We start from the raw sequence: 17,511 nt of genomic DNA, 5'->3' as shown, positions 1-17,511 counted from the left end.
TAGTTGAACTTGATGTATTAATTGGATTAATTGTATTAGTTGTATAAGAACAGGCAAATCAGTATCTAGCGGGGTGGTAAGGTAATGGCAAAGCGATCGCTTCAAGCATCAGATGAAGGCGTGAGAAAAGCTAAACAGGCTTTTAAGCGCAAAGGCTGGACACAAGAATATTTAGCTGCTGAAGTAGGTTTAGAAACTCGCCAGCCTATTTGGAAGTTTTTTACTGGTAAGCCTATTGACCGCCATGCCTTCCATGATATATGTTTTATCCTAGAGCTAGACCCTTCAGAAATTGCTCAAAAGCCTGCTGTCGATGAATCCACCACTGTAGATATCCCTACTGATCACAGTCTAAATATTGATGCCTTAGTACAAAAACTGCGGTCTGAGCACTACGAAAAAATTCAATCCCAGTGCGGTACTTCTTACCTTTTGGATATTGCCAAACCTATTAACTTAAATGAGCTTTATGTTGATGTTAATATCCTAGAGGAAATTACTCATCAAAAATGGCTAGAAATTAGCAATCTGCCAAAAATTGACTTCAATGAGTTTGACCGCTTTAGCTTAGGCAAAGTACATCAAAAACGAGTTTGGGGGATAGATGCAGTTGTTAAATATTCCCATTTGATGGTATTGGGAAAGCCAGGCTCTGGTAAAACTACATTTTTGCAATCACTTGCTATTAGTTGTAATCAAGGACTGTTTCAAGCGGATTATCTACCAATTTTTATCAGTCTGAAAAACCTGGCTGAGGATACTAGACTCCTCACCCATATTAGTTTATGTAACTACCTGAGTGAATACTTTATAAATCTAGGCATTTCCGAGCAAGAACTGATTACAGTATTAGCTCATGGTAAAGCTCTTATTTTGCTAGATGGTTTAGATGAAGTTATTGCCGAAGATGCTAGTCAAATTATCAATAAAATTCATATATTTATTGATAAGTACTATAAAAATAAGATAATAATCACTTGTCGAATCGCTAGTCAATATTATAAATTTCAGGGTTTTACCGAAGTTGAAATTGCTGATTTTACTAAATTACAAATTGTTGCTTTTGCCCAAAAATGGTTTTTGGCAGTCGCGAAGAATACTCCAGCAGATGCCAACACCTTAGCAGATAAATTTATGAAAAAGCTAGAACAGGCAGAAAATGGGCAAATTTTGGAGTTAGCTTCCACACCAATTTTGCTGAATCTCACCTGCTTAGTATTTCAGTTTATAGAAGATTTTCCAACTAACCGCGCTGAACTTTATAAACAAGGATTGAATCTGCTGTTGGTTCGCTGGGATGAAGTTAGGGGGATTAAACGAGATCAGATTTATGGTGATTTGTCGTTGCTACATAAAATTAAGTTGCTCAGTTATGTAGCAGCAATTACTTTTGCCCAAGGGGATTACTTTCTGCCAGAAACTAAAATGCGGCAACTGATAGCCGGATATTTACGCCAACTTCCTCAAGGAAGCACTGATGCAGATGCTTTGGAATTAGAGAGTGGGGCTGTTTTAAAAGCAATTGAGGAGCAACATGGGTTATTAATCGCCAGAGCACGGGGCATTTATTCTTTTTCTCATTTAACTTTTCAAGAGTATTTCACTGCTAGAGAAATTGTTGCCCATGCCAATAGTCAAACTTTGTCTGAATTCGTGACGCACTTTGTTGAAAAGCGTTGGCGGGAAGTATTTTTACTTACTGTAGAAATGTTGCAACCTGCTGATGATTTATTGCATTTAATGAAACAAAAAGTTAATGCTTTAGCGATCGCCAATCCAAAATTACAGGATTTTCTGAACTGGGTATGGCAAAAATCTCTGACAGTAGATACACCCTATCACCCAGCTAGTGTGCGTGCTTTTTACTTTACTATTGCCTTACCCCCAGAAGAGCCTCTAGCCCGTAACCACAATTTGGCGATCACGTTGGATCATCGGTTGGCTGGTAATCTTGCCGTTGATCTAGCCTTGGATCTGGCTCTGATTCATGCTCTAGGTGTGAGTCTGGCGATCACTGCTGAGATTTTTTTCCAACGTTTCTCGGCTATATGTTTAGCACTGGATCTTCAGCATCTGCTAGAGAATGAACCGTCTTTACAAAATTTGCTGCAAGAACTAAGAAATCAGCTACCCTCCCCGAATCATGGCAGACAAGCGCTAAAAATATGGTGGCAGGCTAATGGACAAGCTTGGGCTGAGAAATTGCGAACTGTGATGATTAGCGATCGCCTTATTGGTGATGATTGGCAATTCAACCCAGAAGAATGGCAGCATCTACAACAATACTGGGATGCTAACAAATTACTGCTAGATTGCCTCAACAGTGCTGCTAATGTCACTCCTCAGGTGCGAGACTCCATCAAGAAAAGTTTATTTTTAATCGAAAATAAAAATCTGACTTGAGACTGGCGACAATCATCAAATCTTCAGTCTACATTCGGAACGCTGTGTATCATTTTTGCTGCTATGAAACTTGTTGGGTGTTTTTTGTTATCAGTTTTGTTACTAAGCACAGCGTGTAGCCAGACTCGTGCTTCTTTGGATTCTGCACCTTTACCCAAACTGGCGCAGAATCCTACACAGTCGCTAAAAACCATCCGTACTGAACCACTTTCACCTACACCCATCCGCATCAACCTCAAGAATTTACCAGCACCTTTTGCCACGGATAGTGCCTCCAAACCGCCTCAGGTGGTGTCAATTCCGCAAAACCCTTTGCTGCGAGTACCACCAGGATTTACAGTTAACGTTTTTGCCGAAGGACTAGATGCTCCCCGCTGGCTGGCTTTAACCCCCAGTGGTGATGTGTTAGTCACAGAAACCAAGAAAAACCGGATTCTCCTGTTGCGTGACACTAACGCTGATGGGGTGGCTGATATCCGTCAAACTTTTGCTAGTGCCACAAACGGACTGAATATTCCCTTCGGCATGGCTTTTGCAAATAATTCCTTCTTTTTGGGTAACACCGATGCAGTTTTACGGTTTCCCTACACCAAAGGTCAACAGCAACTCACAGGTGCGGGTGAAAAAATTGCTGACCTTCCAGGCGGTGGTTATAATCAGCACTGGACGAGGAATGTGGTGGTATCACCTGATGGCAAAAAGCTATATGTCTCCGTTGGTTCCCGTTCCAACGTAGATGAAGAACCACTACCACGGGCTACGGTGCAGGTGATGAATTTGGATGGTTCTCAACAGCAGACTTTTGCCTCTGGTTTGCGTAATCCGGTTGGTTTGGACTTCCACCCTGTAACCCAGGAACTTTACGCCACTGTCAACGAACGGGATGGTATCGGTGATGATTTGGTACCAGATTACTTCACACGCATCCAGCAGGGAGAATTTTACGGCTGGCCCTATGCTTACCTGAGACCAAATAACCTCGACCCCCGTCAGAAAATAAATGGCAAAAGTAAACGCCCAGACTTGGTAGCCCGTACCCGCACACCATCGGTGTTATTCCAAGCGCACTCGGCGGCCTTGGGTTTGCAGTTTTATGATGGTCAGAGGTTTCCTGAAAAATACCGCAATGGTGCTTTTGTGGCTTTTCGTGGTTCTTGGAATCGCGATCGCGGCAGTGGTTACAAAGTTGTCTTTGTCCCCTTCGATCTCAAAGGTCGTCCACAAGGCTACTATGAAGACTTTCTCACGGGATTTTTGCTTAATCCCTCCATTCCCAGCACTTGGGGGCGACCGGTGGGGTTACTTGTGTTGCCTGATGGCAGCCTCTTGATAACAGAAGAAGCTAATAATCGGATTTACCGGATTCAGTATAGGGAAGTTGGAAGATAGGGTTTTGGGAATAATGAATAATATTATTTAGTCCGGAAATTAGTTATGACTGAGAATGAGAATAATCCGCAGGTAAATATCAATCAATCTTCTTCACATTCGGGTATACGCTACTGGGGTAACGTGGAGGTGATAGAGGAGGGAGGAAACTATAGAATTAGTCGGATTGAAATCAAGCCTAGACACAGTATTAAACCCCAAATCCATTATCACCGTAATGAACATTGGGTTGTAGTATCTGGTGTAGCCAAGGTGACTTGTGGAGATGATGAAATATTATTGAATCGCAATCAGTCAACTTATGTTCCGGCTGCAACCTTGCATAAGGTCGAAAATCCAGGATTTATTCCCTTAGTTATTTTAGAAATTCAAAATGGTGAGTATTTGGGTGAAGATGATACAGAGCGTCCTTATGACCTAAATGTGGTCAAATCTATAGCTGAAAGTTAAGGCTAAACGGGTAGAGCTAGATAATGTGGTGGGTACAGATTTCTCTAGCTTCACCCAAATCAAAATCAAAACCACCCTTCTTGTTCTAAAGTTTCAATCAACTGCAAGCCACGGGGGTCACCCACTCCTAAAAGTGAGGCTTTGGCGTCTTCTCGCACTCCCAAATCTTGGTCTTCGGCAAAGGCTTGAATCAAGGCATCGATGGCTGTGGCATAGACTACGTTAGAAGGGAGTTCGCGGCATAGCTGTCCGATTGCCCAAGCGCAGTTACTCCGCACTGCTTCTATGGGGTCTTGAACTAAGGCTTCTATCAGTGGGGGAATTGCCCCGACAACTGCTTCATAACTCACAGATGCCATCTGTGCTAGGGCACTAGCAGCCCACAAACGCACTGCGGGGATATCAGTTTTTAAGGCGTCTGCTAAGGGTGCTAGCGAACGGCGATCGCGGCAGTTTCCTAAAGCCCAAACTACACCTTTACGCACGTAGCCATTCCAATCCCGGTTCAGTTGGGCAATTAACGGGTCTACTGCATCTTGGCTAGGGTTGCGTCCGATACCATATACTGCGCTCACTCGCACCAAGGGACAGTTATCAGTTAATAGGCGAATTAGATGGGGGATAGCGCGTGCGTCTTCAATGTCAGAAAAGGCGCGTGCTGCTAGCATCCGTTGCTGGGGCTGAGGATTTTCCAGGAGGGCTAGCATTAATTCTGGATCGGGTTTTGCCACTTCTGACTCAGCAGTTAGCGGCTCTATTTGATCTAGGGGGCTTTCTAGCTCCACCTCAATATCGAGTAGGCTTAGGTCGTCTTCGTCATACATATGATTTCGTTTCCATCCCTGCTAGGGATCAACATACAGATGTTGATTAGCCCTCCACGCCAAAAAGCAAAACCGCTCAACCAAACCTACTCAAACTTACTCAAAGTTTGAAAGCCTAGTCATTCGTAGTGGATCTAGCACCACAGGGTTAAACGGCAAACCCTTTATTCCTTGGTCAAAGACATCAGGAATTACTTTTTTGATGATATTAAATGACCCATTAATATCGGCATTTATTAACCTACTGTCCCCGGTTTTATACAATCCTCTGGCTATTCTTTTTCCCGTAAATTGAGGTTTTTTATCCCCATACTTAGGTAACTTATCCCCATCTAAAGCACTAGCTTGGGATGTATAAGATTCTTCCGTGATGATGACTTTTATTCCCTTTAATTGGGCTTTATAGGTTAACATTTCTCTTAACCTATCATGAGGAATACTCACAAATTGTTGATTGTTTTTTCTTCCTAAATTAATTTCTTGTTTCCAAGTAGCATTATGCCCAATCACCAGGATTCCTATTTGATGCTGCACACACCAATCTATTACTTTTCTACTTGCTGTATGTAGATAGTTCTCTACTCGACAGTTTCGCTTATGAGTGAGATTTTTTAATCTCTGCGAGTTGGTTTGATTATGTGGGATTTTTAGCTGAAATTGTAACCAGGAACGTTGTTTGTTATAAAAGGTGTTAATCGCTTTTATTGGTCTGCCTTTAATCAAAATAGGTGCTACACCTGTTTGATTTGTAGTTACAGCCATTAAGTTATTAACTCCTAAGTCTATGCCTGCTATTTGTTGATTATTAGTGGTTTCCTCCATTTTTTCATAAACTATTTCTATCAGATAACAACTGCTTTTAGGAACAATTCTCGCCTCAATTATTTCCTGTTGGGATGTGGGAATTTGTATTTCACTCATGGACAGATGACAAATTCCTTTTTTTAAGGCTTTTTTCGAGATTGATTCATCAGGATATGGTAAGATGTTTCGCCCTTTGGTTTTATCTTTATATTGAGGAATTTTCGGTTGACCTAAAAATTTCTCTTTCTTTTGTTTCCAGGCTTTTACAGCGGCAAAATAACTTATCCATGCTGAATCTAATCTTCTAATGATTTGCTTACTAACTTTTGTTGGTAAAGCTTTGTAGTCGTCGGTTTGAGATAATTGGTGATAGAGTTGATTAAAGTTTAGTTTCTGGTGGTATTTAAAGAAATATTGACGGTAATGGTAATTAGCATAGTTAAACAAATTTTTAGACAAAAAAGCCTTGTGGTCAATTTCTGACCAGAAAGGATGGTTTTTTGTGATGATATGACGTTCAACTAGCTTCATTTCTTGATGATACTATGAAAATAGCTCTATGGAAAACCAAAATAGCAGAAAATTACTCACTATTCATGTTTATCTAGAAAAATGAGTAAGATTGAGCAAATTTAGCTAAATTTTTTGCAACTGCATTTACCCCCAATAGGCATTAGCTAAATTATTGTACACTTTCTTATTTAACGTTACGCATTAGTTTATTTTTCAGGATAAAGTGATTTCAGCATCCACAGGGATTGGGTTTGATATCCAAGCTGATGATAAAGATTTAAGGCGGGTTTATTGGATTGAAATACTTGCAGTCCGATTTGGCGATCGCCTCTTTGAGTTGCCCAATTCTCTACATAGTGCATCAAAGCTGTGCCAATACCCCGCCGCCGATATTCTGGGACAACGTAGAGGAGAAAAATGTGAGCATGGCGATCGCCTTGCACTTGATCTACGGCATTCCCCACCCAAAGGCAAGCTACGGGGGTTGGATATAGGGGAAAATTCCCTCCACCGCCCAATTTCTCCACGGACTGAGTTTCTGCATTCACCCACCACAAGGGCGTGTCAGTAGATAAATATTGCTCGACTGTCCGCGCTAGGTGGGAAAAATCCTGGTCGGGAAACATATCTTGGTAAGTTTGCTGCATGAACTTTACCAATAGCGCCCGATCTACGGTGGAGCCAAGGCGAATTTGATAGCCTGGTAGTAAGGAATTCAAAATAGAGCCTACAGTTGCCGTAAGGAATACAAACTTCAAAAATTGAAGGTGTCAGGAGTTACAAGACTTATTCCTACCTCTTCAATGGGTGCGGGTGCTGCCATGTCAGAGGGCAAAAAGATCCGGGCACTGACTGCCACGAGGGCAAAGAAGAACACCAACACAGCAAATAATGGAGCGATGTACTGACGAAATATATTCATATCTGGGTTGCAAAGAGCTAGGGACTTAGCTAAAAGCCACTAGCTGAATATTTGTAAACTTTTCTTGACTTATTTTAGCGATTTTTCGGGGACGGTAAGCAGAATGCTACCGTTGGTCGCGATCCAAGTCATCAAGAACTCTTTCACAATACCAATTTTCCGGCATCCCAGGATAATTCTGCTTTGCTTGCTCAATTAACCTTTCAGCAGCAACGCTGTCACCGGACAACCTCACAATCAGCCTATTTTTCAGATAGCTATCACTGATTTCCTCTTCTACTGGGTTGAGTATCTTGCCATCGAATGACTGGGATTGGTCTCGCTGCAACTGCCAAAATAAAACGTAATAAAGTGTCCCAAAAATTAATATTAGGCTGAGTGTTCCGAGAAAGGTGAGGAGATTAAACGCTAGTTTTTCCAGAACTAGCTGTGAGAGAACGTAGCCTAGTAATAGACCCGTAAATAAGAGGATGAATGTGCCGACAAAAATAACTACTTTGTTCCCCATATATCCTCTTCATCGTCAAATCCAGGTCTGGTTAGTGCCACTGGTTGAGGGTTCCAGGGGGCAACAAAAGGCAAAAGTAACAATCCGGGTAAGGCTGCTACTAAGGTTAACAAGAAGAATGAGGGCCAGCCTGTGGCTTTTGCCCAATTTCCGGCTGGAGCCGAGAGCACATCTCTACTAATAGCCATCAAACTAGAGAATAAAGCAAATTGAGTAGTTGTAAAGCGGTGATTACAAAGATTCATTAAAAATGCCACCGTAGCAACTGTAACTAATCCAGCAGAGAAGTTTTCGATATTAACTGCCAACACCAAAAGAGAGTAATTTTTGCCAGCAACTGCTAGGGCATAATAACCCAAGTTGCTCAACAATTGCAGCACACCAAATAGCCAAAGACCACGATTTAAGCCAATTTTAGTCAAGATCACACCGCCAGCTAATACGCCGACGGTTGTGGCGATAAAGCCCATCCCCGCTTGAATTGCTCCAATTTCAGTTTTGGTAAAGTCTATTTCTCGGAGAAATAAATTTGCTGTAATGCCCACCAGGGAATCACCAAGTTTATATAGCAATATAAAAATTAGTACCACACTGGCTTGAGTCAGCCCAAATCTGTGAAAAAATTCTTTAAATGGCAAGAAAATTGCTTCTTGTAAGTTTTGAGGGGAACTATCTTCTCTAACCTCGCCTAATAGGGATGTAGGTAATAACAAAGATGCGCCAATCCAGGCTACTATCAACCCTGCTAACAGCCAATAAAATACAGGCAAGGGGATAAAGCTGACAAATACGCCTGCGATTAACCCCGCTACTAGCACGGTGATTAACACCAGGAAAATCACATCTTTGATAGATAGAGGTGCAACTTTTTGGCTGTTGGCGGGCAATTTTGGCTCTGGAGGTGCCCAAAGGGTTGTGAATATACTCCCTGCCATTAAGGCGGCCATCAGCAAATAAACTAGATTCCAAGGTAGATAATCTGCTAACACCAAAGCTAGGGAACTGGTGATAAATAGCGCTATGCGGTAGCCTAGCACCCAAACTGATGCGCCTGCTTGGGATTCGATTGGTTCTAAAATGTCGGTGCGGTAGGCATCACCGGCGATGTCTTGGGTAGCGCTCAAAAAAGTGATGATTAGGCAGTTGATCGCCAGCAGTTGCAGCACTTGGTCGTTTTGGGCTGGTTGTTGCAATGCCAAAAAGGCGATCGCTAATACTAATCCTAATTGGGTTACCACTAGCCAACCCCGCCTTGCTCCCAGCACTGGTGGCATGAATCTATCTAACAAGGGTGACCACAAGAATTTCAGGGAATAAGGCAAAGCCAGCAGCCCAAATAGAGTAATTTTACCTATATCAACCTTGGCATCTTGCATCCACAGTTGCAAGGTTCTACTGGTTAAAAATAAGGGTAACCCAGATGCAAAACCTAACAGTAACAAAGCACCCATCTTACGGCTTTGAACCGCTTGTCGCAGCGATTGAATTTCATTCATCCTTTCAACTTTTCTCCTCACCTGAGCGAATTGCAGTTATCTTGCCATATTGGCTGTGTGATTTTGCACTTATACACTAATTCTCACCAGATAATCTTTCTGGGCTGATATCCAAATCCAGGATGTTCTGACATTTCAGTTTTTCGTTGCTAATTCAACTAAATCCTCAATTTTTTTGATATTTTGATCACCGGCTAAGTAACCAATGCCACGATGCAAATGGAGGCGAAATTGCAGGACAAGGGTTTCTTTATCAGTACTTAAACCATCGTTGTAGCAACGTTGCTTCAGGGCAAGGAGGAGAATATCTGAGATTTCGCCGCCAAAGACACGCCAAGTCATTTCGACGTTGCTATCTAGGGGAATTGGTACGGGGGAGGGTGCGGTTGGTTCTGCTAGGGAACGACAAAAAGCCCAGCGACAGAGGATATTCCATTGGTCTATTTTGGTGCTGCGTTTGAGTTTGAGCAGTTGTTCTTTGGCTGCTTGGGAAAGTTTAATTCGTTCGATTGGTGATTCCATAATTTGGGTTTACCAGAAGTAACCTTGTTTGATGGTGGTTTGGCGGGTGGAGGAGTTGTATTCTAGGAGGTATTCGTGTGCGATCGCTTCGTTGTCTCGGAGTTTTTCTACTTCCTGTTTGCCGATTTCGGTGTCGGTGGAGAGGAGGATGACTTGATGGCTGGCTGCTGGGAAGTAGCGTTCAACTAGGTTGCTGCGGTGGGATGAGTCTAGTCTGCCGAGGGGGGTGTCGATGGCTACTGGTAATCTGCGCCCGGAAACTTTGGCTAATCCCCACAAAAAGGCGATCGCTAAAAGTTGTTTTTCGCCGGCGGAAAGGCGATGTTTGGGGACGGGTTTACCATTGAGGTCATATAGAGATAGGCTGAAAGTCTTGGTGTCTATGGCGATGCGATGCACCAAGTCTGACTTGTGCAGGAGATAGAGGAAGCAGTTTTTCACTTCCTCCTCTAGTTTGTTGAGTTTTCGCAGAGTTAAGCGATCGCGAAAAATCTTTAGTGTATTTTGAACTTTAGCCGCAGCATTAATAATATGTTCACTATTTTTATGCTTGATATTTTCTACAGTATATGTATTTAATTCCTTTTTCGACTTGGCAATAATAGTTTCTAATTCAGCTAAACGGCGGCGGGTACTTTCCAAATTAGCTTTAGCTTCAGCAACTTGATTTTGTGCTTCTTCCACTGCCTTCAGCAACTTCTTATAATCTTCTGGTGCTGCGGCTGTTTGCACTTGTCTCTCTAGCGTAATAATTTCTTCTTCTTTATTTTTGATAATAGCTAACTGCTGTTGTGCAGAAATTCGGGAATTCTGCAAGCGATAGATTGAATTATCCAGTTGACTCAAACTTTCTTCATCAGCTAATAACCAAGGTGCTTCGGTCTGAAGAGATTTTGCGTATAAACTATCTACATCTTGCACTAGAAAAGATTGGATTTGTTCAACTTGCGCTGAGGAAATCTCTACTTGATTTAGCCAAGTTAGTAACCGCTGATCTCGCTCAAGTAATAAATCCCTAGCGAGTTGTATCTGTTGATGGCGAAATTCTTTTTCTCCCTGCGCTTGCACCTGAGTCAGCAAATTAGGAATTAATGCCAGGGGTAAAACATCAGCGACTAATTCAGCCATTGACTGCCGCACTTGTTCTATATCTGCAATTTTAGCTTCCTGCTGTAGTTCTAATTGATTGCGTTCAGCGGCAATTTTACCACCTTCAGAAATGAATTTATCAAAAGCTTCCTGCTGCTGGTTTTCTAATTCTGATACCTGATTGTCTATAATTTTGAATTGCTGGTCTGTAGTTTGATAATCTTCTTGTTGCTGCGTTAACCTAGTTTCAATTTCTTCTAAATTTGCTAAATCTTTAGTATTAGCAACTTCTTTGAGTTTACGGTTAACTAAAATATCTAAATCAACTGCTAACCTGTCTGCTAACTCTAGTCCTAAAAGTCCGCGAATCGCATTAATTACAATAGTCGGTGGGGTTTCCTGTTCGGCAAGGTTTCTAACTTGTTCACCATCAAAGAGAAATAAATTAGAAATACCCAAGGGCAGCAGGTTTTCTATATACTCATCCCAGATATTAACTAAAGCATCAGGCCATGTATCACTATCACCCAAAATACCTAATGTATCTTTACCGTCTTTAGGATTTTTTCTCCAACTACGCACGACACGGTATTTTATTGGTTTATCGTTTTCGATATGTTCAAAAAGCAATTCTATCCGGGTGTCGCTATTTGGGTCTATTTTGCTGTTAACACATTGGCTGAGAAAATCGGGATAACTTAAATTACCACGGGTAGAACATTGGGCGCGTTGTCCATAAAGCGCAAGACGAATGGCATCCATCAGGGTAGTTTTTCCCCCGCCATTCATGCCACCTAATAGAATAATTGGGCGTGAGTTTTCTTCATCGATGTTTGGGTTAAGATTGATTACCTGTTTCCCAGCGTAAGGTCCGAAGTTTTGTAAAACGAGTTCAATAAATATCATTTATCTTGTAAGTGGGTTGAGAAAATATCAGTTAAGGTAATTTACGGCTACGCTATATTACAAATTTGAAAGGGCTAACTGTTTAGTTTGTAATAATTTCTCATGCTAATACTAATAGCAGCATTATAGCATGTATTTGCGTTATAAACCGCCGTTATAAGTATATACTTATATAGCATAATAATCAAAGTTATTTAAGCCGAACTTTCGATAAGTTAGTTCGGCATTACTAGCTAAAAAATTTGACAATTAGTTTGTAATAATGTGTCTGGTTAAGATTCTCATTACTTCACCAGGATTTGGAGCAGGTAGAATGGAACTCCATTCACCAACCTCGGCAAAACCAAGATTGTGAAGGCTATAAATTATGCTGTTAACGCTTGCCTGAGAACCAATTACCAGTAATTTGACCTTCTCTCTACCGGGGAATGTTTCTGTAGAGGTACTAGGAGATATAACCATAGAGGTTTGTCCAGGATTTGTCAGAAAGCTTGTCAGCATTGGATTTTGCACTCCTGCTTAATAAGCATGTTGCCTATAGACAACATAATACAGCACTTGTTGCCTATAGACAACATTTACGGCGTAATGAGTCTCTGACAAAATTGAAGGCATGGGAAAAGCAGGCCAAGCTCTCAAAAAAGTTTTAGAAACCTATGAAATTAGCCAAAATCAGTTGGCCGTTATTATGCAAACTGCACGATCAAACGTACATAGATGGATTAATGAGACTAGAGATCCTACAGCTGAAGCGGTGCTTGAAATTCGGGATGGACTAGAGAGAATTAACCCAAATGCTGCAAAAGACTTTATCAAGCTTTATTTGGGAGACTCTGTTGAGGAATATTAAGTAAACTAGAGCCAGAGCCTCTGATTAGAAATTCTCACGCAGAGCGCGGGAACTAGGCAATGTTTTAATTACTTTTGCATTGCAGCAACGCGACGGTCATTCAGTTATGGGTTCTGATTTTTTAGCGAATTTAATATTTGCCCAAGTTAGCGGTTTACTATCTTCAGTACTCTCTTCAGCAGTTTCTTCATTCGGTACATCCCCGAAAGTAAGCTGCTTGAATTTTTCTTTAAATTTGGCAACATCACCTTCACTAATTGCTTCTCTCAAATCGCGCTTTAAATGAGCATTATTAATTGCATCTTGTTGAGAACGGGAACTTGTATCAAAACAGTTTTCTAGCTTATCATAGATGCCTACACGGCGAGTTTTTTTCCGAAACTGGTGTTCTGTGTCCAACAGTTTAGCCATGAGTTCCAAGTGCATGGCGTCACCTTCACAGACTTCTTCTAGCACCATCCATTCATCACGCCCTAGTAAACTATAGTCAGCACCAGGACGAGGGTCTTTGAATTTTTCACCAGTCGCTTCTTGATAAATGCGAGGTACACTATCATCAAATTCATGTTTTTCTTCTAGCCAAATGCGGCGAATTTCACTCAATTCCGCTAGAGAGATAAGGGTGATATCACGCATATTTTCTGGCGCTGTTTGACGCATTTGTGTTTGCGCTGTTAATAACTTTCTCAACCAATACTCTCGCCAATATTTTGTGTAGGGGCCAGGTATGGGTTCAATGGAGGTTCCACCCTCTACATTACGTTCAAATAGTTGAACTTCGCCCCAGATGCGTCGAAAGTCTCGCTTTTCACGGTCATTTTCAATATCTAATTCCCGACGAAAATCAACTATTGGCTGTAACCATTCTTTCTCATCATTATTTTGAATCATTGCATTCAGAGATTTGTCACGTTCAACAAGCGTGCAAACCCAGCAACCAAAACGAGAACTACCGCAACTAGGAGTAGAAGTATCAACAACTAAAGGACATTCATTGTCTGCTGTTGATTCTCTATACATAGTGAATAAATCTTTATTGCTATGTCCCCAAGGGTTTTCCCATTGCATTAAATATAGCCAAACCTCATCAGTACGCCAATCTTCAATAGGACTGTAAACGAGTGAATTTGGTAAATTTGCATTAGGGCTGAGGCGATCGCGTACTCGTTTTTCTTCAAGTTTTTTCATTGTTGCAGCGCGACTGGGGCTTTCTGCTTTCCTAGTACCTAAGATTACAAGAGCTTCTCCGCTACTTCTAACAACATCACGAATAAAACGATTAGATGGATTGATTTTCAAGCGTCCGGTACACCAACGAAACTTTTGACGGGGTGCAGGATACCCTTTACCAATTAAACCAACCCAGTATGTGTCTGTAACCTCTGGTTCTAGCACATGGGGCTGCATTGGCATTTGTTGCTCTTTAGCAGCTAATTTTATGTGCTCATGAGAATTACGCACCCAAGCAGAAACATAAGGATTTTCTACTCCTGTATCAGTTGTAATCACATGAATAGTCTTAGTTCTTTTTTCTGGTGGTATTCCAGAAATCGCATTCCAGATAAGCTGTAAAGTAGCCGTGCTATCTTTTCCACCCGAATAGCCTACAACCCAAGGTATTTCATCTAAACAATACAATTCTTGAATTTCAGTGGTGAGAGCTTGGATATAGTCCACTAACTCTGCTACAGTACGTTTTTGCTGCTCTTTATTTTCTGGTTGTTGTGCTGTAGTCATTTCTCTCTACCTCTCTGGAAACATTGGTGTGACTGCATTTGTTCCATCTAAGCTAATGGAATTCACAGAACCACACAGGCAAAACTTACCTACGCGGATTAATAAAAGTTTTTAAAAACTATACTATTAATATGCAACTTTATTAGACAATTAAACTAGCTTACACTATTTTGTTTTTAAAAATTAACATGAAAGACAGTACATCTGATAAAACTACTAAAATCGCTAAAGAGTACCTAGAACAAGAAAACAAGGATAAACAGTCACTGGCCTTGCTGCTGGAGAAATTTCTAGGGAAGAATGATCAGATTCTCGTTCAAAAAACCGAGATGGGTGGTACTGAGGCTTATGTTGGTTCTGTTACCCTAGAATGGTTTGCGAGTCGGGTTCACTTCGCCTCTGGTTTACCCCTACTTCAAAAGAAGTATAATCCAGAGACTGACAACATCGAAATTGACGCAGATAGCATTGATGAAATTCGTCAGCGTCCCCTCGACTGGTCACGTCAAGCGCCTCTAGTACAGTATTTAGCAGCTCGAAAAAATCATAAATTCCCCCCTGTGCTGGTGGTGATTAATCAACCTTGGGTGGATAATGCCAAAGCCGCTGAGTGGGATAAAGATGGACGCGCCAACAAATCTACTACTGATTTCACCCCTCTAGATAAAGATGGTAAAGTCGGTCTACTAAATATTTCTGAGGATGATATCACTATATATGCTTTGGATGGTCAACACCGACTGATGGGGGTGCAGGGGTTGATGGACTTAATCAAATCTGGTAAGCTCCAGCGCTATAAAAAAGAAAAATCGGCTGATGACAGTTTTATTACAGCAACTGATTTGATAGAAAAGTACCAAGTAGACCCTGCTTATTTGGAAAGTTTACCCAAAGAAAAAATTGGTATTGAGTTTATCTGTGCGGTTGCACCTGGGGAAACTCGCACCGACGCGAGGCGACGGGTGAGATCGATTTTTGTCCATGTTAATCTCATGGCTGCACCCTTAACTAAAGGTCAGTTAGCACAGCTAAATGAGGATGATGGTTTTTCAATTGTAGCCAGAAAAATCGCGGTTACACATCCGCTTTTAGCAGAAAAGGAAGAGCGCAACCCTCGCATTAATTGGAATAGTGCAACAGTGGCAGCGAACTCCACAGTTTTAACGACGCTGCAAGCTTTGCAAGATATGTCTGAGCGATATTTGGGGCAAAAGTTCCCTCATTGGAAACCTTTAGAAAAAGGTCTAATTCCCATGCGTCCAGAGGATGATGAACTTGAGGAGGGAATTGAGGAATTTACGCAGCTTTTTGATTATTTAGCCAGCCTTCCTAGTTTTAAGATTCTGGAACATGAGGATACACCTGTTTTGCGACGGTTCAGTTTTGAGAAGGAGGGAGGTGAAGCAAATATGCTTTTCCGTCCTGTTTCTCAAGTGGCTTTAGCCCAAGCTTTAGGAATTTTGGTGTTTAAAAAAGGGTTTTCTCTAGCAGCTATTTTTAAGAAGTTGCGGAAGTTTGACCAGCAAGGAGGATTTAGTGGGATGGAGTATCCCCAATCTCTTTGGTATGGTGTTTTGTATGACCCAAATAAGAAGCGGGTGCAGGTTGCTGGAAGGGATTTAGCAACGAAGTTACTGATTTATATTTTGGGTGGAATTAATGATCAGATGGAACTTGCTAAACTGCGTAAGAATTTGGCTGATGCTAGGACGATAGAAGATAAAACTATTGGTTTTGATGGAAAGTTTGTTGAACCGAAGGAAGTAGGACTTCCATCTATACTTAATTAGTCAAGTTAGCGAGTAATATTGTCCTGTGGTTTTTACTGATGTGATTTAACACAGCCTTATTTACCATAGTTCTTAACCTAGTTAAGTGCAACAGTATTTATATGAGTCAACCAAGCGAAGAAAATAACAATGACATTACTCCTGAAATGCAAGCTAAATTTAGCGCATTTATGGAGCCTTTTTTTTCCAAGTATCACCGTGAGCGTTGTTATCCAGGACTGAAGTTGACGCAGGGAAACCGGACTATGCTGCAAATTAATGTCCCTGCAAGAGATTTTTCAGGTCTTTTACAAGCCAAACCATCAATTGGTAATGATCCTGATTCTGGTAAAAATCGCCCAGTGATTACAGATCATGCAGAGGGAATAAAACAATATATTATTGAACGTGCCAAAAAAGGAAAACCTTGGATTGTGGGGACGCTAACAGCAAATGTGCCCTCGCAAGAGATCACTTTTCTAGAATTTGGCAGAAATGTCGGCTTAGTTATCATTCGTCGTGATGTTAAGTTAGATATTACTGATGGGCAGCATCGTAAACGGGCAATTCATGAATTAATAGAAAGTGCTGATAGTGACTTAATTAGCGATGATGATTTTCCAATAACTTTGGTTTTGGAAGGAGATTTTCAACAGTGTCAAGCTGATTTTAGAGATATGGCACAAACTAGACCACTTGATAAATCTTTATTGCTGTCATTTGGGGAATTTTCCGGACGAGTGGGTATTAGTAAAGAGTTAGTAAAACGAGTATCACTGTTTAAAGATAAGACTGAGAAAATTAAAGCAAATCCTTCAACTAAAAATAAGCTAATTTACACAATGAATTACATTGCTAAATTTGTAAGTAGTGTTTTTAGTAACGATGCGCTAAATCAGCTTAAAGAATTAGATGTAAAAAGCAGTTCTGATGCTTTGGTTAATTGTCTAAATCAGTTTTTTTCAGAATGCAGTAACACGGAGTATATAGCTGCGATACACTTCGATGAATTAACAGAAGCTGATATTGCCTCATTTAAAGAAGATTGTCTATTGGGTGTAAGTGTTGGTTTAGAAGTTTTGGGAAAGCTGCTATATTGTGCTTATAATCGTCATGATAATTCTTTTGATCAAGAAAAAGTTTCACAACTAGCTAGTTTAGATTGGTCAAGAGAAAACGAAGTTTGGAGAGATAGCATAGTTAGAATAGAACCTAAACCCAAAAATCCAGGTAAGCTTTATAAAATATATTCTGGTACAGGTGCTATAAATGATGCAGTAAAGATAGTAAAAGTTAAGCTGGGATGGCCATAAATTATTGACTGTTTGC

16 protein-coding genes are annotated in these 17,511 nt (G+C 41.0%); 6 read left to right on the top strand and 10 right to left on the bottom strand.

Annotation, left to right across the window (positions count from 1 at the left end):
* Positions 1–84 precede the first annotated feature (84 nt).
* From CYLST_RS06540 to CYLST_RS06530, 3 genes are all read left to right on the top strand, one after another.
* Positions 85–2,403: an NACHT domain-containing protein gene (locus CYLST_RS06540; protein WP_015206912.1), complete on the top strand. Its 2,319-nt coding sequence runs from the start codon at positions 85–87 to the stop codon at positions 2,401–2,403.
* Positions 2,404–2,466: 63 nt separating this feature from the next.
* Positions 2,467–3,792, top strand: coding sequence for a PQQ-dependent sugar dehydrogenase (locus tag CYLST_RS06535; RefSeq protein ID WP_015206911.1), 1,326 nt, complete (start codon positions 2,467–2,469; stop codon positions 3,790–3,792).
* A gap of 45 nt (positions 3,793–3,837) precedes the next feature.
* Positions 3,838–4,242, top strand: coding sequence for a phosphomannose isomerase type II C-terminal cupin domain (locus tag CYLST_RS06530; protein WP_015206910.1), 405 nt, complete (start codon positions 3,838–3,840; stop codon positions 4,240–4,242).
* 65 nt (positions 4,243–4,307) lie between these two features.
* On the opposite strand, the gene CYLST_RS06525 is transcribed toward CYLST_RS06530, so the two are convergent.
* The 9 genes from CYLST_RS06525 to CYLST_RS06490 form a co-directional block, all read right to left on the bottom strand.
* Positions 4,308–5,066, bottom strand: coding sequence for a HEAT repeat domain-containing protein (locus CYLST_RS06525; RefSeq protein ID WP_015206909.1), 759 nt, complete (start codon positions 5,064–5,066; stop codon positions 4,308–4,310).
* 96 nt (positions 5,067–5,162) lie between these two features.
* The gene (locus tag CYLST_RS06520) at positions 5,163–6,401 is read right to left on the bottom strand and encodes an RNA-guided endonuclease InsQ/TnpB family protein (RefSeq protein ID WP_015206908.1); all 1,239 of its coding nucleotides are present in this window, start codon (positions 6,399–6,401) and stop codon (positions 5,163–5,165) included.
* Between the two features lie 188 nt (positions 6,402–6,589).
* Entirely contained in the window at positions 6,590–7,102 is a 513-nt protein-coding gene (locus CYLST_RS06515) for a GNAT family N-acetyltransferase (RefSeq protein WP_425389076.1), read from the bottom strand.
* A 35-nt stretch (positions 7,103–7,137) separates the two neighbouring features.
* Positions 7,138–7,305 (bottom strand): hypothetical protein, encoded by a 168-nt coding sequence (locus CYLST_RS35105; RefSeq protein WP_015206906.1) that lies wholly within the window; start codon positions 7,303–7,305, stop codon positions 7,138–7,140.
* Between the two features lie 106 nt (positions 7,306–7,411).
* Positions 7,412–7,813, bottom strand: coding sequence for a hypothetical protein (locus CYLST_RS06510; protein ID WP_015206905.1), 402 nt, complete (start codon positions 7,811–7,813; stop codon positions 7,412–7,414).
* Positions 7,798–9,309, bottom strand: coding sequence for an AmpG family muropeptide MFS transporter (locus CYLST_RS06505; RefSeq protein WP_015206904.1), 1,512 nt, complete (start codon positions 9,307–9,309; stop codon positions 7,798–7,800). The genes CYLST_RS06510 and CYLST_RS06505 overlap by 16 nt, the downstream gene beginning before the upstream one ends.
* A gap of 135 nt (positions 9,310–9,444) precedes the next feature.
* Positions 9,445–9,831: a DNA sulfur modification protein DndE gene (gene dndE / locus CYLST_RS06500; protein ID WP_015206903.1), complete on the bottom strand. Its 387-nt coding sequence runs from the start codon at positions 9,829–9,831 to the stop codon at positions 9,445–9,447.
* A gap of 9 nt (positions 9,832–9,840) precedes the next feature.
* Positions 9,841–11,826: a DNA sulfur modification protein DndD gene (gene dndD, locus CYLST_RS06495; RefSeq protein ID WP_015206902.1), complete on the bottom strand. Its 1,986-nt coding sequence runs from the start codon at positions 11,824–11,826 to the stop codon at positions 9,841–9,843.
* 249 nt (positions 11,827–12,075) lie between these two features.
* Positions 12,076–12,327, bottom strand: a complete 252-nt coding sequence (locus CYLST_RS06490) for a hypothetical protein (RefSeq protein WP_015206901.1) — start codon at positions 12,325–12,327, stop codon at positions 12,076–12,078.
* Positions 12,328–12,439: 112 nt separating this feature from the next.
* Here CYLST_RS06490 and CYLST_RS06485 point away from each other — a divergent pair, with 112 nt between their 5' ends.
* Positions 12,440–12,676 carry a helix-turn-helix domain-containing protein gene (locus CYLST_RS06485; protein WP_015206900.1) on the top strand — a complete coding sequence of 79 codons (237 nt, stop codon included), beginning with the start codon at positions 12,440–12,442 and terminating at the stop codon, positions 12,674–12,676.
* Positions 12,677–12,772: 96 nt separating this feature from the next.
* Here CYLST_RS06485 and dndC read toward each other — a convergent pair whose 3' ends face one another.
* Complete coding sequence (gene dndC, locus CYLST_RS06480; protein WP_015206899.1) at positions 12,773–14,413, bottom strand: DNA phosphorothioation system sulfurtransferase DndC; 1,641 nt, start codon at positions 14,411–14,413, stop codon at positions 12,773–12,775.
* Between the two features lie 188 nt (positions 14,414–14,601).
* On the opposite strand from dndC, the gene CYLST_RS06475 reads away from it, so the two are divergent.
* On the top strand, positions 14,602–16,203 hold the full coding sequence (locus CYLST_RS06475; RefSeq protein WP_015206898.1) for a DGQHR domain-containing protein: 1,602 nt from the start codon (positions 14,602–14,604) through the stop codon (positions 16,201–16,203).
* Between the two features lie 101 nt (positions 16,204–16,304).
* On the top strand, positions 16,305–17,495 hold the full coding sequence (locus CYLST_RS06470) for a DNA sulfur modification protein DndB (protein ID WP_015206897.1): 1,191 nt from the start codon (positions 16,305–16,307) through the stop codon (positions 17,493–17,495).
* Positions 17,496–17,511: the final 16 nt, after the last annotated feature.

The organism is Cylindrospermum stagnale PCC 7417, assembly GCF_000317535.1.
Taxonomy (GTDB): Bacteria; Cyanobacteriota; Cyanobacteriia; order Cyanobacteriales; family Nostocaceae; genus Cylindrospermum; species Cylindrospermum stagnale.
This window is presented reverse-complemented; position numbering and strand designations above follow the sequence as displayed.

What these genes read in the sequence shown, in the direction of transcription:
- CYLST_RS06490 (WP_015206901.1), bottom strand. Translation starts at nt 12,327, where the DNA reads ATGCTGACAAGCTTTCTGACAAATCCTGGACAAACCTCTATGGTTATA.
- CYLST_RS35105 (WP_015206906.1), bottom strand. Translation starts at nt 7,305, where the DNA reads ATGAATATATTTCGTCAGTACATCGCTCCATTATTTGCTGTGTTGGTG.
- dndE (WP_015206903.1), bottom strand. Translation starts at nt 9,831, where the DNA reads ATGGAATCACCAATCGAACGAATTAAACTTTCCCAAGCAGCCAAAGAA.
- CYLST_RS06505 (WP_015206904.1), bottom strand. Translation starts at nt 9,309, where the DNA reads ATGAATGAAATTCAATCGCTGCGACAAGCGGTTCAAAGCCGTAAGATG.
- CYLST_RS06470 (WP_015206897.1), top strand. Translation starts at nt 16,305, where the DNA reads ATGAGTCAACCAAGCGAAGAAAATAACAATGACATTACTCCTGAAATG.
- CYLST_RS06485 (WP_015206900.1), top strand. Translation starts at nt 12,440, where the DNA reads ATGGGAAAAGCAGGCCAAGCTCTCAAAAAAGTTTTAGAAACCTATGAA.
- CYLST_RS06520 (WP_015206908.1), bottom strand. Translation starts at nt 6,401, where the DNA reads ATGAAGCTAGTTGAACGTCATATCATCACAAAAAACCATCCTTTCTGG.
- CYLST_RS06535 (WP_015206911.1), top strand. Translation starts at nt 2,467, where the DNA reads ATGAAACTTGTTGGGTGTTTTTTGTTATCAGTTTTGTTACTAAGCACA.
- CYLST_RS06540 (WP_015206912.1), top strand. Translation starts at nt 85, where the DNA reads ATGGCAAAGCGATCGCTTCAAGCATCAGATGAAGGCGTGAGAAAAGCT.
- CYLST_RS06475 (WP_015206898.1), top strand. Translation starts at nt 14,602, where the DNA reads ATGAAAGACAGTACATCTGATAAAACTACTAAAATCGCTAAAGAGTAC.
- dndD (WP_015206902.1), bottom strand. Translation starts at nt 11,826, where the DNA reads ATGATATTTATTGAACTCGTTTTACAAAACTTCGGACCTTACGCTGGG.
- dndC (WP_015206899.1), bottom strand. Translation starts at nt 14,413, where the DNA reads ATGACTACAGCACAACAACCAGAAAATAAAGAGCAGCAAAAACGTACT.
- CYLST_RS06525 (WP_015206909.1), bottom strand. Translation starts at nt 5,066, where the DNA reads ATGTATGACGAAGACGACCTAAGCCTACTCGATATTGAGGTGGAGCTA.
- CYLST_RS06510 (WP_015206905.1), bottom strand. Translation starts at nt 7,813, where the DNA reads ATGGGGAACAAAGTAGTTATTTTTGTCGGCACATTCATCCTCTTATTT.
- CYLST_RS06530 (WP_015206910.1), top strand. Translation starts at nt 3,838, where the DNA reads ATGACTGAGAATGAGAATAATCCGCAGGTAAATATCAATCAATCTTCT.